The organism is Pontibacter russatus (genome assembly GCF_009931655.1).
GTDB lineage: Bacteria > Bacteroidota > Bacteroidia > Cytophagales > Hymenobacteraceae > Pontibacter > Pontibacter russatus.
Map to the genome: position 1 here is coordinate 2355859 of NZ_CP047984.1, position 26132 is coordinate 2381990.

The 26132-nt window shown below is 43.8% G+C and carries 25 protein-coding genes; 16 read left to right on the plus strand and 9 right to left on the minus strand.

What is annotated here, in order from left to right:
* Nucleotides 1-31 precede the first annotated feature (31 nt).
* From GSQ62_RS09450 to GSQ62_RS09465, 5 genes are all read left to right on the plus strand, one after another.
* Complete coding sequence (locus tag GSQ62_RS09450) at nt 32-427, plus strand: nuclear transport factor 2 family protein (protein WP_161889267.1); 396 nt, start codon at nt 32-34, stop codon at nt 425-427.
* A 147-nt stretch (nt 428-574) separates the two neighbouring features.
* Nucleotides 575-1231: a DUF6624 domain-containing protein gene (locus tag GSQ62_RS09455; protein WP_161889268.1), complete on the plus strand. Its 657-nt coding sequence runs from the start codon at nt 575-577 to the stop codon at nt 1229-1231.
* A 91-nt stretch (nt 1232-1322) separates the two neighbouring features.
* On the plus strand, nt 1323-1850 hold the full coding sequence (locus tag GSQ62_RS20655; RefSeq protein ID WP_202621866.1) for a DUF6252 family protein: 528 nt from the start codon (nt 1323-1325) through the stop codon (nt 1848-1850).
* A 188-nt stretch (nt 1851-2038) separates the two neighbouring features.
* Entirely contained in the window at nt 2039-2626 is a 588-nt protein-coding gene (locus GSQ62_RS09460) for a hypothetical protein (protein WP_161889269.1), read from the plus strand.
* 707 nt (nt 2627-3333) lie between these two features.
* The gene (locus GSQ62_RS09465; protein WP_161889270.1) at nt 3334-4443 is read left to right on the plus strand and encodes a Fic family protein; all 1110 of its coding nucleotides are present in this window, start codon (nt 3334-3336) and stop codon (nt 4441-4443) included.
* Between the two features lie 470 nt (nt 4444-4913).
* Here GSQ62_RS09465 and GSQ62_RS09470 read toward each other — a convergent pair whose 3' ends face one another.
* Nucleotides 4914-5549, minus strand: a complete 636-nt coding sequence (locus GSQ62_RS09470) for a recombinase family protein (RefSeq protein WP_161889271.1) — start codon at nt 5547-5549, stop codon at nt 4914-4916.
* A 521-nt stretch (nt 5550-6070) separates the two neighbouring features.
* On the opposite strand from GSQ62_RS09470, the gene GSQ62_RS09475 reads away from it, so the two are divergent.
* The 6 genes from GSQ62_RS09475 to GSQ62_RS09500 all read left to right on the plus strand — a co-directional run bounded on the left by GSQ62_RS09475 (nt 6071) and on the right by GSQ62_RS09500 (nt 15237).
* A complete protein-coding gene (locus GSQ62_RS09475) occupies nt 6071-7018 on the plus strand; it encodes an OmpA family protein (protein WP_161889272.1) in 948 nt (315 codons plus the stop codon).
* Nucleotides 7019-7106: 88 nt separating this feature from the next.
* Nucleotides 7107-8111, plus strand: a complete 1005-nt coding sequence (locus GSQ62_RS09480) for an alpha/beta hydrolase family protein (protein WP_161889273.1) — start codon at nt 7107-7109, stop codon at nt 8109-8111.
* Nucleotides 8112-8304: 193 nt separating this feature from the next.
* Nucleotides 8305-11271: a type I restriction endonuclease subunit R gene (locus GSQ62_RS09485; RefSeq protein WP_161889274.1), complete on the plus strand. Its 2967-nt coding sequence runs from the start codon at nt 8305-8307 to the stop codon at nt 11269-11271.
* A gap of 13 nt (nt 11272-11284) precedes the next feature.
* Nucleotides 11285-12514 (plus strand): restriction endonuclease subunit S, encoded by a 1230-nt coding sequence (locus GSQ62_RS09490; RefSeq protein WP_202621867.1) that lies wholly within the window; start codon nt 11285-11287, stop codon nt 12512-12514.
* Nucleotides 12515-12517: 3 nt separating this feature from the next.
* Nucleotides 12518-13603: an AAA family ATPase gene (locus tag GSQ62_RS09495; protein ID WP_161889276.1), complete on the plus strand. Its 1086-nt coding sequence runs from the start codon at nt 12518-12520 to the stop codon at nt 13601-13603.
* 5 nt (nt 13604-13608) lie between these two features.
* On the plus strand, nt 13609-15237 hold the full coding sequence (locus GSQ62_RS09500) for a type I restriction-modification system subunit M (protein WP_161889277.1): 1629 nt from the start codon (nt 13609-13611) through the stop codon (nt 15235-15237).
* A 109-nt stretch (nt 15238-15346) separates the two neighbouring features.
* Here GSQ62_RS09500 and GSQ62_RS09505 read toward each other — a convergent pair whose 3' ends face one another.
* From GSQ62_RS09505 to GSQ62_RS09535, 7 genes are all read right to left on the minus strand, one after another.
* A complete protein-coding gene (locus GSQ62_RS09505; protein ID WP_161889278.1) occupies nt 15347-15730 on the minus strand; it encodes a hypothetical protein in 384 nt (127 codons plus the stop codon).
* Nucleotides 15731-16073: 343 nt separating this feature from the next.
* Nucleotides 16074-16349: a hypothetical protein gene (locus GSQ62_RS09510; protein WP_161889279.1), complete on the minus strand. Its 276-nt coding sequence runs from the start codon at nt 16347-16349 to the stop codon at nt 16074-16076.
* Nucleotides 16350-16384: 35 nt separating this feature from the next.
* Complete coding sequence (locus GSQ62_RS09515; protein ID WP_161889280.1) at nt 16385-17698, minus strand: hypothetical protein; 1314 nt, start codon at nt 17696-17698, stop codon at nt 16385-16387.
* Nucleotides 17699-17841: 143 nt separating this feature from the next.
* Nucleotides 17842-18075, minus strand: a complete 234-nt coding sequence (locus tag GSQ62_RS09520) for a hypothetical protein (protein ID WP_161889281.1) — start codon at nt 18073-18075, stop codon at nt 17842-17844.
* On the minus strand, nt 18072-18323 hold the full coding sequence (locus tag GSQ62_RS09525) for a hypothetical protein (RefSeq protein ID WP_161889282.1): 252 nt from the start codon (nt 18321-18323) through the stop codon (nt 18072-18074). Before GSQ62_RS09525 ends, GSQ62_RS09520 begins: the two co-directional genes overlap by 4 nt.
* Before the next feature lie 25 nt (nt 18324-18348).
* A complete protein-coding gene (locus GSQ62_RS09530; protein WP_161889283.1) occupies nt 18349-18690 on the minus strand; it encodes a hypothetical protein in 342 nt (113 codons plus the stop codon).
* A 71-nt stretch (nt 18691-18761) separates the two neighbouring features.
* The gene (locus GSQ62_RS09535) at nt 18762-19106 is read right to left on the minus strand and encodes a hypothetical protein (RefSeq protein WP_161889284.1); all 345 of its coding nucleotides are present in this window, start codon (nt 19104-19106) and stop codon (nt 18762-18764) included.
* Between the two features lie 137 nt (nt 19107-19243).
* Between GSQ62_RS09535 and GSQ62_RS09540 the strand changes: the two genes are divergently transcribed.
* The 5 genes from GSQ62_RS09540 to GSQ62_RS09560 all read left to right on the plus strand — a co-directional run bounded on the left by GSQ62_RS09540 (nt 19244) and on the right by GSQ62_RS09560 (nt 25484).
* Complete coding sequence (locus tag GSQ62_RS09540; RefSeq protein WP_161889285.1) at nt 19244-19675, plus strand: helix-turn-helix domain-containing protein; 432 nt, start codon at nt 19244-19246, stop codon at nt 19673-19675.
* 81 nt (nt 19676-19756) lie between these two features.
* Complete coding sequence (locus tag GSQ62_RS09545; RefSeq protein ID WP_161889286.1) at nt 19757-21142, plus strand: phage integrase SAM-like domain-containing protein; 1386 nt, start codon at nt 19757-19759, stop codon at nt 21140-21142.
* A 76-nt stretch (nt 21143-21218) separates the two neighbouring features.
* The gene (locus GSQ62_RS09550; protein ID WP_161889287.1) at nt 21219-22730 is read left to right on the plus strand and encodes an RNA-binding domain-containing protein; all 1512 of its coding nucleotides are present in this window, start codon (nt 21219-21221) and stop codon (nt 22728-22730) included.
* Between the two features lie 946 nt (nt 22731-23676).
* A complete protein-coding gene (locus tag GSQ62_RS09555) occupies nt 23677-24681 on the plus strand; it encodes a zinc-dependent alcohol dehydrogenase family protein (protein ID WP_202621868.1) in 1005 nt (334 codons plus the stop codon).
* Nucleotides 24682-25016: 335 nt separating this feature from the next.
* On the plus strand, nt 25017-25484 hold the full coding sequence (locus GSQ62_RS09560) for an Hsp20/alpha crystallin family protein (protein WP_237587125.1): 468 nt from the start codon (nt 25017-25019) through the stop codon (nt 25482-25484).
* A 215-nt stretch (nt 25485-25699) separates the two neighbouring features.
* Here GSQ62_RS09560 and GSQ62_RS09565 read toward each other — a convergent pair whose 3' ends face one another.
* Nucleotides 25700-26116 (minus strand): hypothetical protein, encoded by a 417-nt coding sequence (locus GSQ62_RS09565; protein ID WP_161889288.1) that lies wholly within the window; start codon nt 26114-26116, stop codon nt 25700-25702.
* Nucleotides 26117-26132 lie beyond the last annotated feature (16 nt).

Below are 26132 nucleotides of genomic sequence, written 5' to 3' on the forward strand. Positions count from 1 at the left end.
CACTATATAATCTATCTTAAAATCAAAAGTTATGACCGATCAACACCCGAACCTTCTTTTAATTCATTCCTTCTTTAAAGCTTATGCAAACAATGACTTGGAAGAAATTAGAAAAATTTTAATGCCAGATATTGAGTGGGTAATTCCAGGTCGTCACCGCTTAAGTGGAACTAAAATCGGAGTCGAAGAAGTATTAGGTTACTTTAAACAAATTAATTCATATTCATTTAAAGCACAACCCATTGTAATGGGAGTAAACGATGATTATGTCATTGATTGTCACCTTAATTGGAGTAATTTAGAAGGAGGTGAAAATATTAAGGCTATGTCGTGCTTACTCTGGAAGTTTAAAGATGGGAAAATCAGCAAGGTTTATAATTTCCCTGAAGACCAGCACATGATAGACGATTTTTTTGATAAAGTATAAAAGTATCTTAAACAAAGCCAAGCACATAGTATACTAAAGATTTCATACTGTCTCCTTTTAGCCCTATCTTCAGTGGGTTATATTAACCATTACTACACTACGGGCTTCGGCTGCACGAGTGACGTTTTACGCAAAAACAAATAGAGTTTGAAAAAAGTAGTCTTTGCGATTCTTGTTCTCGCAGCCTTCCACTCATTCGGGCAAGGCCATAAAATAAATTTAAAGTTGAAGAGCCAGTTGGATAGTATTGGTGTTCTTGACCAGAAGTACAGAAACCTCCTGTTTGAATATCCTGAACAAAGCCAGAAAGATTCAATTGCCAAAACTTTTGGTGTTCCAACCTCTGAACTATGGGACTATATTCAGAGCAACATGATGAAGACCGATTCTTCTAATCTTGTCTTTATTGAAGAAGTGTTCAGCAAATATGGATATCCTGGTAAAACCCTTGTCGGAGCGAAAACAAACGAAGTTGCTTGGAATGTAATACAGCACTCTGAAAAGATTCCGCAATACATAGATATCATCAAGAAGGCAGGTATAGAAAAGGAGCTTCCTTATACATTGGTTGCTATGATGGAAGACCGCTATTTGATGAACCAGAAAAAAGAACAGATTTATGGGACTCAAGCTTGTGGCGGATGCTTAAGTAGTGGAGATAACTATCCTGTGATATGGCCCATAAAAGACCCAAAGAATGTAAATAAGCGGAGAAAAGAAGCTGGCTTTGAGCAAACTGTAGAAGAGAACGCAAAGCGAATGAGTATTGAATATAGAGTAGTTACATTGTCTGAGGTGAAATAACTTCTACACTCAACGTACTGGGCTTTACGGCAGCTTCGCCGCCGCAAAGCCCAGTACGTTGGCCGTGATTGACAACATAAACTAATACCCTATGAAAACCTTAAACCTAACCCTGCTTCTCATCTTCACCCTTCTGTTATTCACATCCTGCAAGAAAGACAAAGTAGAGCCATCCCTGCCAGCGGCAACTATGGAAGGGAAGAACACTTTCGGGGCTATGGTGAACGGGGAGGTGTGGGTGCCGAAGGGAAGACCAAGCACGTTCCAAACAAACTTGGGTGTTGTATATGATCCGAACTACTCAGGTGGTTCCTTTGATATAAGGGCCTACAGCAAGATAAGTGATGACCATGTATTTTATGAGTACTTCTACATCTATATGACACAAGTTGACCATGTGGGAGTTTACGACCTTGGAAATCCAGACATCGGCACAGTAACCTTTAGTTCGGAGAACTGTGAATATCAGAGGGAAGACAATGTTCAGGGTACGCTGGAAATCGCGAAGCTGGACATGCAGAATGGTGTCATCGCTGGCAAATTTGAGTTTACCCTTGCCAAGCCAGGCTGCGATACCATCCGTGTCACCGAAGGAAGGTTTGATAAGAAGCTTTTCTAAAAGATTAAGGAAAAAAAGAATAACCATCTGCTAACACGGCACAGGCTATATGTTCGGCTGACGCCTACACAAAGCCTGTACCAGCACGTTAGGCAACGGGTACTAAATTGCCTGAGAACGTTTAAATTAAAATTAGATATAGTAGAAAAAACATTTGTAAAATGAAAATTAAGTAATTAATACTAAGTATGGAAAAGCAAAATAATTTTCATTGGTTGAAGTATATTATTATTTTTCTTATTTCTCCTTATTTATTATCCTGTGAAAAAGCAGAATTGAATGAAGAACCTAAATATTTTATGACATGCAAACTTAATGATATGGATTGGAAAGCAGACGAAGGTTATGGTGTTGCACAGTTAGATTATGATTATGATGCGGGAGCCCATTTTTTATGGATTTGGTCACAAGTAGAAAAACCACTACCAAATGGTAGTCGATATCAAATTTCTTTAAGCGTCAATCAGCCTGTATCAACGGGTAAATTTTATTTTGATAATTCAGGAATAGTAATGGCCGCTAATGATGGTTTTTATGGCAATGTACACGGTTGGAAAAAAAATGGAAATGATGATTATTTTAGTGGTCCTAGCATAAATGGATTTATTAACATAACAAGCCTGACAAAAGATAATATTGGTGGAGTGTTCGAATTTACAGCGGTTACGCATAAAACAAGTAGTCATGCTGGGAATGATACAATTCATATAGAAGAAGGGAAATTTCTTATCCCTATTAATGGAGTGTCAGGAAAGAAATGGGATGGTCCAAAATAACTTAGGCTAATCGAGTGGATGGCTGACAGTGCACCCCTCACACCACCGAACGTACGGGTCGCTTATTCGGCGGTTCGTTAAGGATAGCGCAGCCGCTCTTTACACCAGCTGTGCCCTTGCCCTAGTTTGGGATAAGGCTAGCAAACTCCTGCGTTTGAACCTCCTTATCGGATTTCGGGCCACTTAACGTTTGGTCCTTCATCACCCTGTGAGACCTCCGCAGCGCTTACGGCTCGTTTCCAGGTAACTACTATAACCGCTGCTGATTTCTTGTCACATTGAAACCGAATCTATTCCAAGACCTCCCCAGGTAAGACGCATATCCTTCCACCTAATCCTGCTGCAACTACACAGAGCCGTTTGTTGGCCAGGGGCTTTGCAAAGATGTGCTTGCTCACCCACGACGAACCTGCTTGCGGCTTGCTAATCGGCTTCACCAACTTGCCGATAAGGGACTTGCGCCCTCTGGATAATCTGAGTATACTTCTTTCAAAATATACCCGCGCCATACTGGGCGCACACAAGGTGCATAAGCAATGCTACGACCATCGGCTTTGCACGTCTCATGCACGAGGCCATTCTGCTTCATGCAATATCTGGAATAAAACTACAGAAGTAATATTTACCTTTGAATAGATAACAAGTGTAATAAATCATTATTTTTACCTTTGTTGTTAATATAGGTGTAACTGCTACCCTCGTTATCTATGGTGCCATTTCACAGAGAAATACCCTACAATGATTTACCCTTACTTCCTCCGAAAATAGATCTGGAGACAAAGGATGTCATGCGAAAGACAATCAAAGCAAGCAGGGCTTTGGCGCAGCTGAACGGAGCTATCATCAACCTGCCCAACCCAAGCCTTTTCCTGGACACAATCCATTTGCAGGAAGCTAAGGCAAGTTCTGAAATAGAGAACATTATCACCACGAACGATGACCTCTATAAGTCAGTCGTTGCTGATAAAAGGCATGAATCCACGGCGGCAAAAGAGGTTATAAGCTATAAAGAGGCTTTGTGGCTCGGCCTGGAAAAGCTCAAGGAGCGGCCTTTCATTACCACAAACCTTTGCGTGGAAATCATGCAATGCATAAAGCAAAACACGTCGGGCATCAGAGCTACCCCAGGTACAACCTTAACCAACGCGAAGGGCGAGGTGATCTATACCCCACCGGCAGGAGAAACAGTAATACGCGAGAAGCTGGCAAACCTGGAGCGCTTCATTAACGAGGAGAGTGGCTTGGACCCGCTCATCAAAATGGCCGTGATGCACTACCAGTTCGAGGCTATCCACCCATTTATAGACGGCAACGGACGTACCGGAAGAATCCTGCTTCTGCTCTACCTGAAAATGGAGAAGCTGTTGGATGTGCCTGCGCTGTACTTAAGTGAATACATCATCCAGAACAAGGCGTCTTATTACCAGAAGCTAAGGGCCGTCACAGAATCCGGGCACTGGGAGGGCTGGATACTGTACATGCTGGACATGATCGAAAAAACAGCCACCAGCGGACTTAAAAAACTGGAGGAGATCATGGCCGTGATGGAGGCCACCTCGGAAGAAATAAGAGAGAAACTCCCAAAAGTGTATTCGAAGGAGCTCATAGAGATATTGTTCAGGCTGCCGTATACAAAGCGCCAGTTTCTGATAGACGCGAACATGGGAACACCAAAAACAGTAGGGAATTACCTGATAGCGCTTGAGAACGAAGGCTTCTTAAAAGCAACTAAGGTCGGAAAAGAAAAACTTTACCTAAACCAACGGCTAATGGAAGTACTGGAGAATAAAGAAAAAGCTCGAAAGCACAACGGTTAAGCTATAGCGTATAAACGCACTATAGCTTAACCGTTGATTCTCATCACATTATCTGTAATAGCCATAAGAATTTTCTACCTCAAGTCTACTGGTAGCTGATATCCTTGAAAGGGCCCAAAATGCTTTACGATTACCCTGACCTGCCTAGGATTGAATACTTTCCCCCTGTACTTCCCGAATTCCTGAAGAAAATCCTCATCCTGAAACCAAGAATTCAAGGCTTTTACATTGATACCATAGAGATCAGCGAGCCTTGATTTATTATAAGTAGGTATCCGCGTAATTGCCATTAATGTTTGCCGAGAACAGGATTGTTATATGAGGGGTAAATATAACAAAATAGGTTTAATGGTTATATATATAAAACAATATGTTTTTTTTAAAGCTTGCAATAGTCTCTTGAGTAAGTAACTATGCTGTACACCCTTATATGAAATAAAACAATAGTGCCTATCATGAGCGGTGAAAAATTATGTAGCCATCGCTTTTTTTACTTTTTGCACTGTTGCGGTGCCTACACCACAAATAGCAGCTACATCCCGAATACTTTTACCAGCCTTCAGTTGTTTGACAACAGATGTGTGATCTTGCAGAAACTGCTCATTTGTCTTAACTGTTCCTTTCTTCCTTCCCAAGGTTTTGCCCTTTCTCCGGGCTTCATCCAGTCCGGAATGTATGCGTTCTATCATTGTCTCACGCTCCCACTCGGCAAACTCCAGCATAATTGTGAAGAACAGTTTAGCTATAGGATCCTGCTTACCTTCTGAAGAAAGACTTTCGATGTTGCGGTTCAACAGGTAGACTGATACTCCCAGGCTCTTTAGCCGTTCCAGCACTTTCAGGCCCTCTAGGGTATTGCGGCCTAACCTGGAGATTTCCGTTACCAGAACCTTGTGTATGGCTCCTGATTCAGCAAGCTCCAACAGCCGTTGTATAGCTTTCCGATGCTCGTTTTTCTTAGCGCCGCTTACTTTTTCAGATATGGTCTCAACTACTATGTAGCCTTGCTGCTCACTGTACGCTTGCAGATCCGCTACCTGCCTTGCTATGTCCTGGCCACCTTTCGACACTCTTACAAAAACAGCTACTGATGTTTCTTTGGTCATTCTTACTTTTGTGCTTATTTAATCATTTGGTTTCCGTGATACACTTTTATAGAGAAGCACCAGGCGAAGAAGCAGCCAAAACAGGCTTTTTGGCCTGTAAGTTTCAGAGGGGATTATTCTGATACACTTTCTGCCTTTTACAAGACCTTCCTACAAAAGCTAAGAAGGGTACCACCGAAATATGGTGCAGGGCCAGCAGTACTCCTGTAAAGGCAAATGCAACACCCCATACCCTCCGACACTCATTTGCCACGCATCTGCTGGGGCACTGTTCAAGCAGGACCACCGAGATTTACACCCTTATTACCTCCTACAAACTCGTCAAAATTTCCAGTCCGTTTGATAAACTGTAGGATTATATTATATTACCATAGCTATATGCATCGCAAAAATGAAGGTGTTTGTAGTTTGATTATGAAGAAAGCAGGCTAAACGGTAGGTCAATTTAACCCCACAAATAGTGCAGATAGCCATTTGTTCACGCATATCTGCTAGTTAGGTGAAATTAGTAAAATAGTTTTATGAAAAAGCTTCTGGTGACGCTGGTCTTCTGCCTCTCCTTTGTAGTTCTTCAGGCACAGTGCCCGGAAGGATTGATCACAAGTGAGAAAAATCTGATAAAGAACGGAGATTTTGAAGAATCTGAAGCGAATTTCAAAACGGATTATATACAACACACCGTAGGAGAAGCAGGCAGATTCGCGATTCTCAGCAACCCAAAGTCACTTTATTTACATTTTGTCGGCAAAAGCGATGGAAAATTCATGGCGGTGGACGGTTCTACGGGTGCCAATAAAATAGTCTGGCAGCAGGAAATTGAGGTAAAAGAAAACACAGTTTATTTCTTCTCAACTTGGGTATCCAATCTGCTTAAGTTGAATCCTGCCGTGTTACAGTTTTCCATCAACGGCAAACTCATAGGCAAACCTTTCCATACCCCAGCTGAGCAAGGGGTGTGGAAGCAATTTTTTGTTAACTGGGATTCAGGGGATAACAAGAAGGCTACCATTACTATCGTCAGCCAAAACCTTGATTCGAATGGGAACGACTTTGGCCTGGACCGCATTAAATTCTATGAATGTGTAGCGTCCTCTCTGGAGGCACAGCTAACGGAGATGGAGCAGGGCAAGGTAATAGAACTGAGAAATGTGTTGTTTGAAACTGCGAGCTCAAAAATAGCCAAATCATCTTTCTCAGAGCTCAACCTGTTAACAAAGTACCTGCAGGACAACCCTTCTGTAGAAATAGAAATAGCAGGGCACACCGATAGCGTCGGCGACGAAAGCTACAATCTGAGGCTATCTCAGGACAGGGCTGATGCTATTGGAAAATACCTGATTGATAAAGGAACGGAAGCAAAGAGATTAACCATGAAGGGCTATGGTAAAGAAGTGCCTGTTGCTTCCAATGAAACCATGGAGGGGCGCCAAAAGAACAGAAGGGTTGAGTTTAGAATCACAAAATTATAAATCGCCTAACCCAGCACACAAACCATGTTCAACGATGCCTCTACGTTTCATGTACAAGCCCTTTGAGCAAAAAACAAAGCAAGGATTAATGAAGCAGGTTCTTCTATTCTTACTCTTTTCACTACTTGCGTCTTTTCAGGTTGCAGCTCAGTCAAAGAAACCAGAGGATTTCGGCTTTAGGCACTTGCAAACACACTATCAACAGGATACGGTAGACATTATAGTGCTGTCGAAGGAAGGTGAGGATGAAAAGGAAAAGCCGCTGTTTCTCTTCATTCAAGGTTCGCTGCCGAAACCGCTAATCCTGCTCAAAGAGAATGGGAAGCCTTACATGGTGTTCCCATTCGACGCTGACATACTTCTGGATGGTTATCATCTTGCCATTATCAGCAAGCCGTACGTGCCGCTAATCGGCAAGGCGAGCGAACTGCGGAGGGACATGGCTTATGTAGACCCTAAAACAGGAAGCTTTCCAGAGAAGTACATCAAGCGGGACAACTTGGACTACTACGCCAACAGAAACAATGCGGCTATCAAGTACCTGAAGAAGCAGGATTGGATAAGCGACAGTGAAGTAGTCGTTGCTGGTCACTCTGAAGGGGCTGCCATTGCTGCCAGGCTTGCAGAGGTGTCTAGGGACGTAACCCATCTCATTTTCTCCAGCACCAACCCTTTCGGCAGAATGATGACCATTATTTCTCAGATAAGGCAGCATGACGACTCCGTGGGTACGTCAGCAGAGAAGCAGTTCCAGTTTTGGGAGGAACTAGTCAACGATCCAGAGAACAACGATGCTCAGGGGGAGACTTCTTTCAAATCCATTTACAGCTTCTCTAAGCCACCGCTGCATTCGTTGCGTAGGCTGAAAATACCAGTCTTGGTTGCCTATGGCACTGAAGACATCGCGGCCCCTTTCTTCGATTACATGCGCCTAGAGTCGGTTAGTGAAAACAGGAAGAATATCACCTTCATGCCTTATGTAGGCAGGGAGCATAACTTCTTTGGCATTGACAGGAACGGCAAAGTGAATTATGATGATTTTGGGTGGGACAAGGTGGCACAGGACTGGAAAGCATGGCTTGAAAAGAATTAGTCTTTACTCAGCAATAACTTATAAAGTAGCTAGGAAATTGCACCCTCTGGATAATCTAAGTATATTCCTTCCGGAATATTACTTATGTCATGCTGAAACAAGCGCCATCATTTCAGCAAAAACAAAAGTGGTCTTTTTGCCATCACTACAAATGTCTAATTGATATATAAAAGTAACTTTGAAGAAAGTCTGAATGAGCACAGAAAATAATATAGAGGAGAATCTGATCAAACATCTGACGGAGCTAAAATACAGCTATCGTTCTGATATTATCGATAGAAAAACGCTTGAGCAGAACTTCAAAGTTAAATTTGAGGCGCTGAACCGTGTTCACTTATCTGATAATGAGTTTTTACGCTTACGAGAAGAGATCATCAATCCTGATGTTTTTGCGGCTTCTAAACTACTGCGTGAAAGACAATACTTCCAGCGTGAGGACGGTACCCCCCTGCATTATACCTTAGTTAACATCAAAGACTGGTGTAAGAACGACTTTGAAGTTATCAGCCAACTGCGCATCAATACAGAGAACAGCCACCAGCGGTATGATGTGATTTTGCTGATAAACGGATTGCCTGTGGTGCAAATCGAATTGAAGAAGCTGGACATTTCGCCACGGAAAGCAATGCAGCAAATCGTGGATTATAAGACGGAGCCAGGCAATGGCTATGGTAATTCGCTGCTTTGCTTCATGCAGTTGTTCATTGTGAGCAACAAGTCCAATACCTATTACTTCGCCAACAATAAGCTTCAGCATTTCGCTTTTAACGCGGACGAGCAGTTTCTGCCCATATACCAGTTGGCGGATGAAAACAACAAGAAAATAACCCACCTGGAGGTGTTCGCTGAGAAATTCCTGACCAAGTGTACGCTGGCGGAAATGATCAGCAAGTATATGGTGCTGGTGGAGAGCGAGCAGAAAATGCTCGTGATGCGCCCGTACCAGATTTATGCGGTGAAAGCCATTGTGGACTGCATTCACCAGAACAGAGGCAACGGTTATATATGGCACACTACTGGAAGCGGTAAAACCCTGACCTCTTTCAAGGCCTCTACTTTACTAAAGGATAACCCTGACGTTGAAAAATGTTTGTTTGTGGTGGATCGCAAGGACCTGGACCGCCAGACCCGCGAAGAGTTCAATAAATTTCAGGAGGGCAGTGTAGAAGAGAACACGAACACCGAAACGCTGGTAAGGCGTTTGCTTTCCACCAACTATGCCGACAAAGTAATCGTGACCACCATTCAGAAATTGGGCTTGGCGCTTGATGGCACGAATAAGCGCAATTACAAAGAACGTTTGGAGCCTTTGAGCAAAAAACGGGTTGTTTTCATCTTTGACGAGTGCCACCGCTCACAGTTTGGCGATAACCACAAAGCGATTAAAGAGTTTTTCCCGAATGCGCAACTGTTTGGTTTTACAGGTACGCCCATCTTCGATGATAACGCTACCTATAAAATAAGAGAGGGCGAAGACGGTACTTACAAAACCACGGAGGATATCTTTCAGAAGAGGTTGCACGCCTATACCATAACACACGCCATAGACGACAAAAACGTACTGCGTTTTCATATAGATTATTTTAAAGGCAATGGCGCACAGAATGCCAAGCCAGGTGAGCCGATTGCGCAGCAGGCGGTGGTAGAGGCTATTTTGGAGAAGCACAATGCCGCTACCAATTCCAGAAAGTTCAATGCGGTGCTGGCGACGGCTTCAATCAACAATGCCATTGAATATTATCAGCTGTTCAAAGAACTGCAAAACAAGAAGCAAGCGGAAAATCCTGATTATGTGCCGCTCAACATTGCCTGTGTGTTTTCGCCACCAGCCGAAGGCAACAAAGACATACAGCAGATACAGGAGGATTTAGAGCAAGAGAAAGAAGACAACAAGCAGAACCCCGAGGAAAAGAAAGCGGCGCTTAAAACCATCATGGCGGACTACAACAAACAGTTCGGCACCAACCACAGCATCAACGAGTTTGATTTGTATTACCAGGATGTGCAACGGCGCATCAAAGACCAGAAGTTCAGCAATAAAGACTACCCGCACAAAAACAAGATTGACATTACCATTGTGGTGGATATGCTGCTGACAGGTTTTGATTCTAAATATCTGAACACGTTGTATGTAGACAAAAACTTGAAATATCACGGCTTGATTCAAGCGTTTTCCAGAACCAACCGTGTGCTGAACGACACCAAGCCCTACGGTAATATCCTGGATTTCCGCTCGCAGCAAGATGCCGTGAACCAGGCGATTGCGCTGTTCTCGGGTGAGGACAACGGACGCGCCAAAGAGATTTGGTTGGTTGACCCAGCGCCTGTGGTGATTGAAAAATACAAGGCAGCCGTGGAAGCGCTGGACGGGTTTATGGAGGAGCATCACTTGGTGAACGAGCCACATGAAGTGTATAACCTGAAAGGCAATGCGGCACGCATCGCTTTTGTGCAAAACTTTAAGGAGGTGCAACGGCTCAAAACCCAGCTCGACCAGTACACCGACATAGACGAGGCGCAGCAAGCCCAGATTGATGCTATTTTGCCAAAGGAAACGTTTCAGGAGTTTAAAAGCTCGTACCTCGAAACCGCCAAGCAACTAAAGGAAATACAGCAGAAACAAGGCGACCAGGCACCGCCCGACCTGCAGCAGCTGGACTTTGAGTTTGTGCTGTTTGCCTCTGCCGTAATTGACTACGACTACATTATGGCGCTGGTGGCAGATAACCTGGGCAAAAAACCTGCGAAGCAAAAAATGACCAAAGAACAGTTGATTAACTTGCTGAAATCTGACGCCAACATGATGGAACAGGAGGAGGATTTGACAGAGTTTATCAGCAGACTGGATTGGAGCAAAGGGATAAGTGCCGAGGGCTTGAGCACCCTGTTCGAAGCGTTTAAGAATGATAAACATAACAAAGAACTATCTGCCATTGCCCAAAAATACGGCTTGCAAACCACAGACCTGAAAGCCTTTGTAGACAAGATAATAAGCCGAATGATTTTTGACGGCGAAAAACTTACCGACCTTTTAGCTCCTTTGGACTTGAGTTGGAAAGAACGCCGCCTAAAAGAACTATCATTGATGGAAGACTTAGTGCCACAATTAAAGAAAATAGCCGATGGGCGTGAGATATCAGGATTAGCTGCTTATGAGTAACGAGACAAAGAAAATGATACCCGAATTACGTTTTCCTGAGTTTTTAAATGAGGGGGAATGGAGTTATAAGAATGGAGATAAACTTTTCGAATCTATTTCTAATAAAAATCATAACTCAGATTTGCCAATTCTTGCAATTACTCAAGAGCAAGGAGCAATTCCAAGAGAAATGATTGAATACCATGTTTCAGTTTCAGACAAAAGTGTCGAGAGTTATAAAGTAGTAGAGGTAGGTGATTATATTATTAGCCTTAGGTCATTCCAAGGAGGAATAGAGTATTCAAATTATCTCGGATTGTGTAGTCCTGCTTACATTATTCTGAGAAAGAAAGTAGATTTAGTAAATAACTTTTATCGACACTACTTTAAATCATTACCATTCATTAAAGACTTAAATAGAAATCTAGAAGGAATTAGAGATGGGAAAATGGTTAGCTACAAGCAATTTTCCGAAATCTTAATTCCAAAGCCTAAGGAGTCTGAACAACGTAAAATCGCATCCTGCCTTTCTTCTTTAGATGAAGTGATTGCAGCGCACAGCCAAAAGTTAGAATCCTTAAAAGACCATAAAAGAGGCTTGATGCAAATCCTTTTCCCTCAGGAAGGAGAGGTTATGCCAAAATATCGTTTCCCTGAGTTTAAGAAGGATGAGGAGTGGGTAGAAATGCCTCTGAGAGATGTATTTTCAATATTTCAGGGGTATGCATTTTCTAGTAATGATAATGTACCTAATGGAACTAGATGGTTGAAAATTGCAGATGTTGGGATTCAGCAAATGAAAAATGATTCACCATCCTTTCTACCTCAAAGTTACAAAGAACAGTATGAGAAGTTCTTATTGAAAAAAGGGGATTATGTTTTAGCCTTAACACGTCCCATCTTAAACATGGAACTTAAAATTGCTCCAGTTGATGATACCTTTCACAATGCATTATTAAATCAACGAGTTGGTAAAATAGTAACAACCTATGATAGCAGTTTTGTATACTATCAACTACAAACGACTGCTATTATCGGTAATATAAATAAAAATATAGCTGGGAATGAGCCACCTAATTTATCATTCCAACAAATTGAAAATATCATAATACCATTTCCCTCAAATCATCAAGAACAACAAAAAATCGCTGAAACACTCTCTACTTTAGATGCTTTAATCGCGGCGCAGGCTGATAAGATAGAGCACTTGAAATTGCATAAAAAAGGATTGATGCAGGGATTGTTCCCGAAAATTAATGATTAGAACATGAGTAGTGTAACTGAAATAGCGCGAACATTAAAAGATACAAAAGAAAACATAATTCTTATTTATGCCTTCAACGCTACTGGTAAAACTCGACTTTCTGTTGAGTATAAAAACTTAACTAAAAACCCGGACGATAATCTACATGCAGGGGTATATTACAACGCTTTTAGTGAGGACCTATTTGTCTGGGATAACGATACGGAGAATGGTGAGCAGAATATAAAGCTTGATATAAGGTTTAGCAGTCTTAATCGTTTACATGGCTCAATGACGGAGGAGGATATAGACAAAAAGCTATTGCCTTATAAACGTAAGTATGACTTTTTCCTTAATCTTAATAGCGACCCTGAAAAAGGCTTTGACTCTATTGTATTCTATAAGAAAAATGATACTAGTACGCCTATAAAGATATCTAGGGGAGAAGAAAGGATCTTTGTATGGTGTTTCTTTTTAACATTATTTGAAGTCGAAGGTTGGGCTGACAATCATACCGAGCATTTCTTTATTGATGACCCAGTCTCAAGTTTGGATGATCACAATATTTATGTCACCGCCTATACTGTATATGACTTACTATTAAGAGAATTCGAAAACAGGAAAATTATCATTACCTCGCACCATTTTGGTTTCTTAACTATCTTGTCTGATATGTTAGGTAAAGGCTCTAATGCTGATAAATTTCGAAATAGAGACAAATCAAAGAAATACAAAGAGTTTATACTTGAAGGTAATAATGATGAGTTATCATTGATAAAAACAAAGGACGGTGTTTTTCTATACCATTTGAGATTACTGCAAATACTTGATCAAGCTAAGAATACAGAAGTATTTACCTTTCATTTTGCATTGTTAAGACAGGTGTTAGAAAATATAGCATCTTTTTTAGGTGTTGGTCAATTTAGCTATGTTCTGGAGCAAATTGGAATTAGCGATAAGGAAAGAATTGCTTTTATTGTTAATGCACTCTCGCACTTAAATGTTTATTACCAGCAAATTGATAAGCCTGTACCTGATAATTTAGAAGTTTTTAATCAGGTGTTAGATGGCATTATGAAAAAGTATGAGTTTATTATTCCTACCGCTTAAAAAATATGACACTCAAAGATCAACAACAACTGGGCAAAACCCTTTGGGATATAGCAGATAACTTACGTGGAGCAATGAATGCGGATGACTTCCGCGATTACATGCTCTCGTTCCTTTTTCTCCGTTATTTATCGCACAACTACGAAGAGGCAGCCAAGAAAGAATTGGGTTCAGACTATCCCAGTCTGCTCGAAATAGACAAGCGCACCCCATTGTCTGTTTGGTATGCCGCCAACGAAGCCGACGTAGCCGAGTTTGAAAAGCAGATGCGCCGCAAAGTGCATTATGTGATTAAGCCAGAACACTTGTGGAGCAACATCAGTGAGATGGCAAGAACCCAAAACGGTGAGTTGCTGGTCACGCTAGAAGCAGGTTTCCGCTACATCGAAAACGAGTCGTTTGAAAGTGCTTTCCAAGGCTTGTTCTCTGAAATCAACCTGAACTCTGAAAAGCTCGGTAAAACCGCCGCTGACAGAAACAAAAAGCTCTGCACCATCATTCAAAAAATCGCCGAAGGTATAGCAGACTTCTCTACAGACGCCGACACACTGGGCGATGCCTATGAGTATCTGATTGGTCAGTTTGCTGCAGGTTCAGGCAAAAAAGCGGGGGAATTTTATACCCCACAGCAAATCTCCACCATACTTTCCGAGATTGTAACCCTGGATAGTCAGGACCCAAAAACGGGTAAGAAAAACAAGCTGGATAAAGTATTGGATTTTGCATGTGGTTCGGGCTCCTTGTTGCTTAATGTAAGGAAACGGATAAGGGAAAGTGGCGGTAGTATTGGTAAAATCTACGGGCAGGAAAAGAACATCACTACCTACAACCTTGCCCGCATGAACATGCTGTTGCACGGCATGAAAGACACCGAGTTTGAGATATTTCACGGAGATACGTTAGAGAACCAATGGGATTTGCTCAACGAAATGAATCCTTCCAAAAAGATAGAATTTGATGCCATTGTAGCCAATCCGCCTTTTAGTTTGCGCTGGGAGCCTAACGACACCCTGGCAGAAGATTTCCGCTTTAAGGGGCATGGTTTAGCACCCAAATCTGCCGCCGATTTTTCTTTCCTGTTGCACGGTTTTCACTTCCTGGGCAAAGAAGGCACCATGGCCATCATCCTGCCCCACGGCGTTTTGTTCCGGGGGGGCGCAGAAGAGAGAATCCGCACCAAGCTCTTAAAAGATAACCATATTGATACGGTAATCGGTTTGCCGTCCAATCTGTTCTATTCTACTGGGATTCCTGTGTGTATTCTGGTTTTGAAGAAATGCAAAAAGGAAGATGATGTGTTGTTCATCAATGCCAGTGAGCATTATGAAAAAGGCAAGCGTCAGAATACGCTTCGGGTGGGCGAAAACGGCAATCCAAACGACATCAAGAAAATCGTAGAGACCTACCAGTTCCGAAAAGAAGAAGAGCGTTACTCTCGTAAGGTTTCGATTGAGGAAATTGAAAAGAACAGTTACAATTTGAACATTTCGAGATATGTCAGCACCTCCATTGATGAAGAGAAAATTGACCTTCAAAAGGTAAACACTGAATTAGTTGAAATTGAGAAAAGGATAATAAGCAGTATTGAAAAACATAATCAGTTTTTGAAGGAGTTGGGATTACCATCTATTTAAAAATTTAAGTTTATTGGATTTGCAGCGTGTTTTGCAAGCACATTTCCAAAGGCGTAGGCTTAGCTACACATCGCCAGAATACAGATGCTGGCCTTTTTCTCCGGCCCCGTCACTTAATGCTTAACAAGTGGTTCGGAGCAAGTGTGAGCAGAAGCTGCTTCATGAAGTCAGCGATGAAAGACTCCTTGTAGTTTAGGTGCTGCAGCCTCCGCTCCAGCATAATCAAAGTATTGCCCCAGTTAATCTGATTCTTGCCATCGTAGTGATGTATAATTATTAGCAGTTCTTTTACCGCTGCCGTAGGTGTTAAGACCGTTAGCACGTCAAGCGCTTTCAACACCTGAACCGATACGCTATCTAATTCTGAAACTTTTGTGACAGTCCCTGCCTGGCTGAAGTGAAACGGTAGCATGTTCAGTTTTGCAGCTGCAGTAGGTGTTACTTCGAACTTAACAATTGCGAAGTACTGCTTGGGTGATTTCTGTTCTTTCATGAGTGGTGTAAGATTAGATATGGAAATTTATGACCTGGTCATAATTCAGGGCTTTGCAGTTAATCAGGCTGAATGTATGGTAAAGCCCTGGCGGGTACACCCGGATTAGAGCCTGCACAGCTATGACCTCCTGAGCTGATAGCGTGACCTTATATATTCGTTTTTGCGGGTTGCCTACCACGCGTCTTGCCAGCCTTTTGGTAAAGCTTTCGAGGTATGGGAACGCCAACCTGCAGTTTGTTCTCCTGGTCTACAGGTTTATGGAGGAACTCCAACAGCACAGATAGCCGCGCCATAATTTCAAAGCGGTGAAGCATTATCTCCTGGTTGACCAGAAACTGCCTCATTGCCAATAGCCGTCTCTAAACTTAAAGAGTTGCTCCCCGGATTTGTTGTCGTAAATGAGTGCCGTATCAATAAACTGCTTGTTCCCGAGGGCGTACTTCTTTAGCCTTGATATACCCAGGTTCTTGTCTGGAGCCGTGTGTTTCATCCTGTAGTCCCTGGAATGGAAGGTGCGGCTGTTACCATCAGAAAAATAGATAATCATCTTGGTGAGCGCCTTTTGAACAAAGCTTTCGCCCTTGGGGCTTCGCTTATGGGTAGCAGTTTTATTCATAAGTATAGGTTTTGGATAATATTGTTTGCCAACTTTTAGGACTCCTGTACAGGTGCATGCTGCTTGTAAAATTTCTGAAGGGCGTCTTTGCCCAGCTTGCTGATGCGGTTTCTGTGGTATTCAAAAAGCTGCACAGGCGATTTTTCTTGGATGCGCTTGATGGCTTTCCCCTCTTTGTAAAGCCAAAAATCAGATCGGGCGCGACGAAGTGCATCCGATACCCTTCGCTGGTGGCTCCATGTGTCCTGCTGCACCAGCCAATCGTGGGTTTTGCAAAACCCGAATTTGTTTTCGCGGTCGAAGTAGCCGCTACCGCTCACAAACTCCGCATAAGGCATAGGTGGGTACTTATCAGGGCGCTTGCGGTAGTAAGCCTCTGCCAAATCTATGCGCTTCATGCACTCAGCATGGTAGCCCTCCCACTCTTTCTCGTCGAAGTCAATTCTGAAACTGCCGTACACGCCGGTCCAAATCCCATTCTTGGCCAGCTTATCATGTGTCTCATCGAAGTCGTAGCCAGGGTAAAGCATGGTCTTGGCGTATTGCCAGAAGTTTTCGACAAAAGACAGGAATACCGGGTTCTGAGAAGGTTTCGCTGGAGCTGCCGCGCCCCCGGCTCCTGTAGCCTGTTTTTTTGCAGCTAAGGGTCTTTCCAGCCGCTCTTTGGCACGTTTACCGGCTCGTTGCGGCCCTGTGTTGCTAGTATTCGTGTTGCCAGCGTTGCCATTCTGGCCATCGCCGACAGGCACGGCACCCGGTTGCGCAGCAACTCCTTTATCCACAGTAGTAGATTTCTTTTCTAAGTTTCCAGTAGTTTCAAATGATACATTAAGCGGAAAATTTGTACAATCAGGTGTAATGCCTGGGAAGTTCTCATTGAAATTTTGCGCTTTAGGATGCATCTTTTTGCACTGGTTTTGGTCTGCAAAAATTATTTCAGGCGATATCCACAACTCAAAATCATGGAAGGTTCCATGGAACTGGTAGCCACTAATCAGGCCCAGTTTGCGTAGCTTTGAGATGTGGTTTCGCATGGTGCGCTCCGAGAAGCTGCGCATATCAGAAAGTTTAGAACTGTTGGTAAACAGGCTTGGCAAGTCATTCTCGTGCTCTGGCGTAAAGCCTAAGCAAACCGATTGTTCATATGCCTTGATATAATCTAGGATAATACGCGTGCCGGTGTCCTTCACATTGCCCGATATCAGCTTGGTCCTGGTGAAGAAGACTTGCTCTGAGCCGTCGCTGTGTTTGCGCCTTCGCTCTACTAGTGGTTGCGCCGCGTTCATTTTTTCGACAAACAGGTGCCATGCAAGCAGGGCCTGCTTTTGGTTAATCTTTCTTAAAAGCATTTCGTATTATAGAGGTTAGAAGGTTGCGGGGCTGGTGTTGATTGCAGTCGTTACCAGCCCCTGTTGCAGACCCTGTATCGTTAGAGAAAATTTTTCCACGAGTCGCTCTGCAGTTATCCGAGCATTTTCATGTTTTTTAGCTGTTAGAAAAGAGTTAGCTGTTGGCGCTCCAGCAGCTTCTCCAGCTTTCCCCGCTTCTGCTCCAGCGCCTCGCCTATCACGTTCAGTCTGCTCTTGGCCTTTCCGTGCTCCTGGTAATAGTCTGGTGCCTGGTTAAACTTCATTCTATTGAGCCGCTGCTTTAGCGTCTTTTGTTCCTGCTCCAGGCAACGCACTTCACGGCGGACAAGCAGAATACTTTCTTGTCTTTCGCTCATGCTGCTTCCGTTTTATAAACAGGCACATTTGTGACTGAAAGGGCGGTTATACTTGCCTGAAGGTGCTGTCGGTCGTGATCGATGGCAGCCACGGCGTTGTCGTAACAGCGCTGCTCAATCTGCCCTTTCGCCAGTTCTTCCTGCAGTAGATTCAACTCCTGGTTATAGAGCCGCAGCATGCCTTTATAGAGGCGCAGCTTGGATTTATGGTACGAATGGCTTGGCGATAAAAAGGTCGGAGATGCCATGTTATGGAAGTGTGTATTGAGACGGTTAGGCAGCCTTTCTTTTCTTCTTGCGCTCTGGAAGTACAGCGGCACATTCCTTAATCTTGCCGTACTCAATTAGCTTGCTGCGCAGCACGCGGTAATCGCCGGGGGCGAACTCCTCGGCCTGCAGCTTGTACACTTTGCCGAAACGGTCGCGCTTGCCGTATTTTATCCAGTTGCGGATCGTGCTGTCGCCGTGACCAGTAAACTCTATGATCTCGGCTATTTTAAGGTAGCGGTCCATGGCGTTCTCCAACACCGGGCGCAACTCCTCCAGCCTGCCGAATATCTCACTCTTGAAACCTTCTAAATCTGCTGGTGTTAGAATCTCAATTGCATGTCCCATACTTTGAGCGGCATTTAGTGTCAATAAAAATCTCTATCATAAAAAATAACTCTATCTCAGGTATTTACCTGCTAAACGTCTAAACCGGCTTGCTTACCGGGCCTTATGCCCTTAGCTTTCCGCACCAGCTCATAGATACTGGGCTGAACAGGTGGCTGGTGGCTATACAACTCCTGAATTTTGCACTCGAAAATGCTGGCAAAAAACATGATTTCGTCAGCTGTTAGCTTTTCGTTCGACAACCGGTTGTAGAAGGTCTGGACATTGCCCCCAAACTCCTCCTGAAATTGCTTCCGAAGCAGCTTCTTTTGGCTGTCGTTCAGGTCCTCGTAGCGAAGTTTGATGTTAAACTTTGGTCCTGCAGACCTAATTACGATTAAGCCTGGCCTAACACTTTTTTCTTTGCGGTTTAACATATCTTATAGGTTTATATTTATCTTAGACTAAAATACAGCTCAATTATACGATAGTATTTTACTTTTAGCAAATACTATTTGATAATATTTTTAAACCATATTATAAATAACTGATAAACAGTTAAAAGTTCTTATAGATGATAGTTGGAGAAAGGATTAAACGAGCTATTGAGGAGACCGGATTAACTCAGGAACAAGTAGCAGCTCATGCTGAAATGAGCTTGGCTAATCTTTATAAAATCTATAAAAGAGATTCAATAGAGAGTCGATACCTAGTAAAAATTGCCAAAATACTGCATTTGCCTTACAGCTACTTTCTGGATGAAGATCCAGGCTTCACGAGCAGGAATTATCAAAATGGAGTTGGTAATGCTGCTGGTAACCACATCAACCAAAAAATAATGAGTCCGGGAAATGAAGGCACAAATGTGGCAAGTTCAAATACCAATATACAGAATCTTCAGCACCAGTTGGAGCTATGCCAGTCAGAGAAAGCGAGTCTGGAGGAAAAGTTAGTGCTGAAGGATGAGATCATAGAGCTGCTGCGGGGGAGGAAGAAGTCGATATGAGTGAAGTCGTAGCTGCTTATAAAGGACCTATTTAAAGGTATTCATAGACTGGGTATAGATGCTCCTATTAACTTGCCATAAATGGAAATAAACCGCTATATAAGAACAGACCGCATTAAAGATGGATATGGCCCAATCCGTATAGCGGTGCATTACCACAACAAGCGGCTCCAGCTTTCAACAGGCGAAAAAGCTCTCTACCCTGATGGGTGGGATGAGGAAAAACAGCGGGTAAAAAGCCGCCAGCCTTTTGCCTCCGTTATCAACCAGAAACTCGACAACATCGAGAAGACGCTGGTCTATATATACCAGGTGTCGGAAAAGAACCGCAATGCATTAGACAACGCCTCCTACAAAACCCTTTATGAGCAGCTGTTTGCCAGCATTACAGGAAGCGGCGTATCGAGCACTCAGGATGTGTTTACACATGCAATGCTGCAAGAGGCTTATGAGAAATACCTGAAGGCTACTTCACAGCCTGAGACAGTCCCGAAGCCGCCTCAGGGCTTCCTGGAGCTGATGGCACTCTGGATCGAGGAGGAAAAAGAACGTATTGTAGAGGCCAGTGGCCGTAAGATGTCTTCTAATACCATCAAAGGGCTAAACTCCACGCTAAAGCGATTTCAAGCATTTGAGGCGCAACGTGGTCAGCTGATCACCTTCGAAGGCATGAACAAGTATTTCTATTCAGAGTTCAGGGCGTATATGCTGGATGAACTGCAGCAAGGCATCAATAATTTCGGCAAGCACGTTCGCCGCCTGAAGCAGTTCCTCACCTGGACCGAAGATCATGATGAGGAACTGCCTGTAAACCCGAAGTACGTCAGGTTCTCGGCTCCATCTCGCTATACTGGCGTGGATTTCCTGTACCTCGAGGAGCTGCACGCTATCAAGGTCCTCGACTTCAAATCAAAGGAGCTGCGCACAAGGCTGTACTATACCTACTCGAATAAACTAAGTGAAGAGCTGGGCCAGGAGGCCTTTGAAAATTACCTGCACCAGGTAGAGCTGGCTAGGGATCTATTCCTGATGTGCTGCTATACCGCCCTTCGGATATCGGATGCTCAGAGCTTGACCTTCGCTGACATAAAAGGTGAGCTGATCGTTACCGGCAGCCAGAAAACGGGTAATGTCAGCTATATTCCTTTCTTCGACGATAATATCTTTAAGCCGGTAGCCCTGGTAAACAAGTATCGCAGCAGCAGCCCGCAGATCTTCCCGAAGTGCCCAAAGATTAATTACCACCTGAAAACCGTGCAGAAGCTGGCCAGCGTAGACCGAATTGTGCTGACTACTAAAATAGGTCGTAAAACATTTGCTACCCTGAAGGTATACCAGGGCGTTCCGCGTTCCATCGTCATGCAGGCCACAGGCCACAAGACGGAGACTTCGTTTAACCGCTATCTGGGCGTGAACGAGCAGGAGCTGGTGAATATATTCAAGCAGAAGTCTGCCCTGGCCTCATAGCTCTATATGTAGCAGATACTTCTTCATCTGCACTGATCAATTCATACATTTACTGCCTTAAACAGGATAATAGATAATGTCAGGCCTGCCTATTAACATAAACGACTTAGTTAACGCTACTACTGTTGAGAGTGAACGAATCGAGTATAAGGAGTCGTGGAACCCGGAGGATATCATGCACTCCCTTTGCGCTTTCGCCAATGACTTTCACAACCTGGGGGGCGGCTATATCATAGTAGGAGTTGCAGAGAGAGACGGCATGCCTGTTTTACCTCCTAAAGGGCTGCTACCAGAGCAAATAGATACATGCCAGAAGAAACTGCTTGAACTCAGTAATAGAATTGTACCCTCCTATTTTCCTGTATCCTCGGTAGAGTTCTTCCAGGGAAAGCATATTTTAGTCCTGTGGGCAACTGGTGGCGACAATAGGCCCTATAAGTGCCCTAAGAATATTGTCGCTAATCCTGTTTATAACCACTATATCAGGAAGGGCTCTAGCTCTGTTAGGGCCACTCCTGATGAAGAGCGCCAATTGTATGAGCTTGCAAACCGTATTCCGTTCGATGACAGGATTAACCATTCGGCTTCCATAGAAGATTTAAAGCTCCCTCTAATCCTGTCTTATCTGAAAGAAGTTGGCAGTGAGCTTTACCATAGAGCAAGCAGTATCCCTTTTCCGGAACTGTGCCAGCAGCTGCAGCTTATAAAAGGCTCCCCGGAGTATCTCAGGCCTGTAAATGTCGGGCTCCTTTTGTTTAACAACCATCCAACTAATATATTCAGGGGTGCAAGAATTGATGTAGTTAGGTATATAGACCCTATAGGAGATGAGTTAGAGGAGCGGATTTTTGAAGGCCCTGTTCATGTTCAGCTTCGCAGCGCCCTACAGTTTATACAGAACACTATTATCGCTGAGAGAGTAAGGAAAATACATAATCAGGCTGAAGCACAACGTTTCTACAATTATCCTTTCGCTGCTATTGAAGAGGCGCTGGCCAATGCTGTCTTTCATCGAAGTTATGAACTTAATGACCCCATAGAGGTAAACATCAGGTTGGATAAAATTGAAATTCTCTCTTTCCCTGGGCCAGTACCGCCAGTAGGTAACGAGGATTTGAAGAAAGACAGAATTGTGGCCAGAAGCTACCGAAACAGAAGAATCGGAGACTTTCTTAAAGAATTGCGGCTAACTGAAGGAAGAGGAACAGGCATCCCTAAGATAAGAAGAACAATGAGCGTAAATGGCTCACCAAACCCCGTATTTGAAACAGATGAGGCAAGAAACTATTTTCTAGTCACGCTTCCTATACATGAAAGCTTCTCTCCTTTACCAGCTATACCTGACGTTGAACTGAGTGATACAGCAGCTATCACGAAACAGATCCTTAACCTCTGCAAGACACCTCACAGTAGGTCTGAGATATTAAATTATATCGGCACTAACACAGGTGCAGCTAGCTACAGAAAGTATGTTTTACCTCTAATACAGTCAAACTCCTTGCGCCTAACCATTCCTGATAAACCTAGTAGTAAAAACCAGAAATACCAAACTACAGAAGAAGGTGAAGCGTTATTGCATCAGTTGTAGGACACTAACATTCCTGGTTAGATAAAGAGATGCTATTGTAGCAAGGATATGTCAAGGATATGTCAAGGATATGTCAAGGATATAAAGCATGTGCAATCAATGTTGCTCCTATAGCAGATGAGCAGCCGGAAAAGTGGGAGCAGATTTTGGGAGCAGTTTTCTCATAAAAGGACACCGTCAACCCAAAGCACCTGAAATGAAAAGTGCCCTAATTGCATAATCAGCCCTGTTTTGCTATTATATGTTTGTATTTAGCGGACTTGGAATGGTTCCTTCGCGACCACCGGAAAGGCCCTCAGCATGCAGCTGAGGGCCTTTTTCATTTCTTGGGAGCAGATCCGACAAACTGCTCCCATGTTCAAGCCTTCTCAGATTAAGAATCTATAAGCTGGGGCAAATATTTTACTTCTAAATCTAAATTGACAAAGCCCCTACTATTATGCAGTACCATGCTCTCAGCTTCCCATTTTTAGAAATGCTCTGCAGTAGAGAGAAAGGATGCGAGAAATTTCCACGTTATAAATGGCGAAAAAAAGGATCAGGCCCAGGATCATCGGTAGCTCATCATGGGAGGCACTGGTACCTGGGGCTTTCGCTCTTGCCGTCTTTTGGAGGAGTTGTTTCAGCCGAAGTAGAAGTATGAATTGTTTCTCCTTTTCTACTATACCTTATAAAAATTGGATATGATTTGGCATAAAGCATTGATCGATACCATTTTCTAATCTTTATATATAACATACAGTATTTTTATTTCTATAATGGTAATAAGAGACGATTTCCCGCATTTGCACATAGGGCCAGGTCGTTAAAAGGGGTTTACCTTATCTTATATAGGATATTACTTCGTAAAGGGGAATACCTACGGTTGGAGCAAAAGGCATTTGCTGGCAGGACGCTCTGGGAAAGCTATGAAAGGGATATAGGCTAAATTTGAAAATTTAAAGCGATGAATATTCCGCTTGAAATGAACGCAATGGTACTGGAGAGGCAGGGGCAGCCGCTTGTTTATAAAACCCTTCCCGTGCCAACGCCTTCCGCGCAGCAGGTGCTTGTGAAGGTAAATTCCTGCGGCGTGTGCCGGACCGATTTGCATGTGCTGGACGGAGAACTCCCCAAACCAAAGTTGCCCCTTATTATGGGGCACGAGATCGTAGGGACTGTGGTAAGCACAGGGACAGAGGTGAAACTTGTGCAGGTAGGCGATGCAGTCGGTATTCCCTGGCTGGGTTATACATGCGGGCGGTGCCGGTACTGCCTGCGCCAGAAAGAGAACCTGTGTGAGAACGCCCTCTTTACCGGCTATACCCTCGACGGTGGATATGCAGAGTTTACGCTGGCGGATGAACGCTACTGCTTCCCACTTCCTTCCTCAGCCGGCCCCGCCACTGCCCCATTGCTCTGCGCTGGCCTTATCGGTTACCGCTCCTATACGATGGCGGGGGAAGCCATCAAGAGCCTCGGCATCTACGGTTTCGGAGCGGCGGCCCATATTGTGATCCAAGTGGCCATATACCAGGGCATAGAAGTCTATGCCTTCACTCGGGAAGGCGACAAGGCTGCGCAGCAGTTCGCCCTGCGTCTTGGAGCAGTGTGGGCCGGAGACTCCGAACAGGCGCCACCCCGCAAACTGGATGCCGCCATCATTTTTGCGCCGGCTGGCCAGCTGGTGCCTAAGGCTTTAGCCGCTGTAGACAAAGGCGGCACAGTGGTTTGCGGAGGGATCCATATGAGTGATATTCCCTCTTTCCCCTACCATATCCTGTGGGGGGAAAGGGTGCTCCGCTCCGTGGCCAACCTCACCCGGCAAGATGGGGTGGAATTTCTGAAGCTTGCACCCCGGATTCCTGTTAAAACGCAGATTCAGCCCTTCAATCTGTCGCAGGCCAACGAGGCCCTGGAGGCCCTGCGGCAGGGCAGGCTAACTGGTGCGGCAGTGCTGGTGATAAGTTAGACCGCTTTTTTCCTGTAGCCGCTTCCCTTAGCCCAGAGACTAAATTAGGTTCCAAGGGTAGGTGTTCTAATAAAATACTCTCACATCCGCGTACCTTAAATCCTACATCACTTGAAAGAGAACGCTTGCTCCGGCCCTTTATAAGTGACCGGTCTCATAGAAATAAAGGGCTTATGCTGATTGTTGTCACTTTCCTTATTTTAGAACCTTTCCGGTTTAACCAATATAATTCAGATTCGTTTAATCTAAAATATAATGGGTAATGTTATAAACATAGCTATTATTGTTTATAGAAATTATTAGTAATTGATGTTAAACCTTAATTAGTAAAAGCCATGGCAAACTTGATGAAAAGAAACGGAGGAGTCTCAGCGCCGACACGATCCGTGTTCTCAGACTTTTTTACCGACATTGATCGTATGTTCGACAACGATTTCTTCCTGATGCCCATGAACCTGAAAAGGCAGATGGAGGGTAAAGTGCCGTCTGTTAACATCCGCGACAAGGAGAAGGAGTACCTCATAGAGGTGGCGGCGCCCGGCATGAAGAAGGAGGATTTTAACATCGACATGGAAGAGGGCATGCTCACCATCAGCAGCCAGAAGGAGGAAGATAAAACAGAGGAGAGGGAGAACTACAAGAGACGAGAGTATAACTACAGCTCTTTCAGCCGCTCTTTCAACCTGCCTGAGAACGTGAAGTCCGAGGAGATCAAAGCCCACTACGAAGACGGTATCTTAAGCTTAACAATACCAAAGAAGCAGGAGCAGGAAAAACCAAAACAGAAGATAAAAATTCAATAAGAAAAAACCCCGCGCCATATTAGTGGCGCGGGGTTTTTTCTTATTGAAGGAAGCAGATTGCGCTTTATAGATAAAGCTAACTTATATATGCCTCTATTAAGAAAACTAACTCATAGTATGCTTGAGCAGGTGCTGCTGATCTAAAGTCTCCTTCTAAAAGCATATAGGAGGCAGAGCCTTCCCATTATAAAAGATGGTGTGCTATACATATGCCGCTATAGGTACCTTTCGGTAAACTTATACAGATCTTTCCTGTACTGCTTGAAGTCGTAGTTGAAAGCCTGAATTTGGTCTTCGTATTTTTTGTGTACTCCCCGATATAGCTGCTCATTGAAAGGGGCTCTGTTCTGTAACAGGCTTTCCAGGTACCTTTCATGCTCCCGGATATCATGTTCAAACTGATCTAATAATTCACCTTTAAAGTACAGAATCAGGTTCTGGAAATGGTCTACACCTTTCTTATCCTCCACAGAGGTTATTCTCCCCGCCACTCTTTCAAGCAGCCGCTGATAAAAGGCCAGTTCGATTCTCCAGAAGTTTATCTCAAAAAGCCAGGATCTGCTTTCCCTGTGTAAATTCGCGAGGCTTACCTCAAGCAGATAATTTGTGTTTGCCGGACTGAGACTTTTCATCTTTTCGCAATTTTAG

Coding starts and splice junctions, on each gene's coding strand:
- GSQ62_RS09450 (WP_161889267.1), top strand. CDS start 32: ATGACCGATCAACACCCGAACCTTCTTTTAATTCATTCCTTCTTTAAA.
- GSQ62_RS20655 (WP_202621866.1), top strand. CDS start 1,323: ATGAAAACCTTAAACCTAACCCTGCTTCTCATCTTCACCCTTCTGTTA.
- GSQ62_RS09460 (WP_161889269.1), top strand. CDS start 2,039: ATGGAAAAGCAAAATAATTTTCATTGGTTGAAGTATATTATTATTTTT.
- GSQ62_RS09465 (WP_161889270.1), top strand. CDS start 3,334: ATGGTGCCATTTCACAGAGAAATACCCTACAATGATTTACCCTTACTT.
- GSQ62_RS09470 (WP_161889271.1), bottom strand. CDS start 5,549: ATGACCAAAGAAACATCAGTAGCTGTTTTTGTAAGAGTGTCGAAAGGT.
- GSQ62_RS09475 (WP_161889272.1), top strand. CDS start 6,071: ATGAAAAAGCTTCTGGTGACGCTGGTCTTCTGCCTCTCCTTTGTAGTT.
- GSQ62_RS09480 (WP_161889273.1), top strand. CDS start 7,107: ATGAAGCAGGTTCTTCTATTCTTACTCTTTTCACTACTTGCGTCTTTT.
- GSQ62_RS09485 (WP_161889274.1), top strand. CDS start 8,305: ATGAGCACAGAAAATAATATAGAGGAGAATCTGATCAAACATCTGACG.
- GSQ62_RS09490 (WP_202621867.1), top strand. CDS start 11,285: ATGATACCCGAATTACGTTTTCCTGAGTTTTTAAATGAGGGGGAATGG.
- GSQ62_RS09495 (WP_161889276.1), top strand. CDS start 12,518: ATGAGTAGTGTAACTGAAATAGCGCGAACATTAAAAGATACAAAAGAA.
- GSQ62_RS09500 (WP_161889277.1), top strand. CDS start 13,609: ATGACACTCAAAGATCAACAACAACTGGGCAAAACCCTTTGGGATATA.
- GSQ62_RS09505 (WP_161889278.1), bottom strand. CDS start 15,730: ATGAAAGAACAGAAATCACCCAAGCAGTACTTCGCAATTGTTAAGTTC.
- GSQ62_RS09510 (WP_161889279.1), bottom strand. CDS start 16,349: ATGAATAAAACTGCTACCCATAAGCGAAGCCCCAAGGGCGAAAGCTTT.
- GSQ62_RS09515 (WP_161889280.1), bottom strand. CDS start 17,698: ATGCTTTTAAGAAAGATTAACCAAAAGCAGGCCCTGCTTGCATGGCAC.
- GSQ62_RS09520 (WP_161889281.1), bottom strand. CDS start 18,075: ATGAGCGAAAGACAAGAAAGTATTCTGCTTGTCCGCCGTGAAGTGCGT.
- GSQ62_RS09525 (WP_161889282.1), bottom strand. CDS start 18,323: ATGGCATCTCCGACCTTTTTATCGCCAAGCCATTCGTACCATAAATCC.
- GSQ62_RS09530 (WP_161889283.1), bottom strand. CDS start 18,690: ATGGGACATGCAATTGAGATTCTAACACCAGCAGATTTAGAAGGTTTC.
- GSQ62_RS09535 (WP_161889284.1), bottom strand. CDS start 19,106: ATGTTAAACCGCAAAGAAAAAAGTGTTAGGCCAGGCTTAATCGTAATT.
- GSQ62_RS09540 (WP_161889285.1), top strand. CDS start 19,244: ATGATAGTTGGAGAAAGGATTAAACGAGCTATTGAGGAGACCGGATTA.
- GSQ62_RS09545 (WP_161889286.1), top strand. CDS start 19,757: ATGGAAATAAACCGCTATATAAGAACAGACCGCATTAAAGATGGATAT.
- GSQ62_RS09550 (WP_161889287.1), top strand. CDS start 21,219: ATGTCAGGCCTGCCTATTAACATAAACGACTTAGTTAACGCTACTACT.
- GSQ62_RS09555 (WP_202621868.1), top strand. CDS start 23,677: ATGAATATTCCGCTTGAAATGAACGCAATGGTACTGGAGAGGCAGGGG.
- GSQ62_RS09560 (WP_237587125.1), top strand. CDS start 25,017: ATGGCAAACTTGATGAAAAGAAACGGAGGAGTCTCAGCGCCGACACGA.
- GSQ62_RS09565 (WP_161889288.1), bottom strand. CDS start 26,116: ATGAAAAGTCTCAGTCCGGCAAACACAAATTATCTGCTTGAGGTAAGC.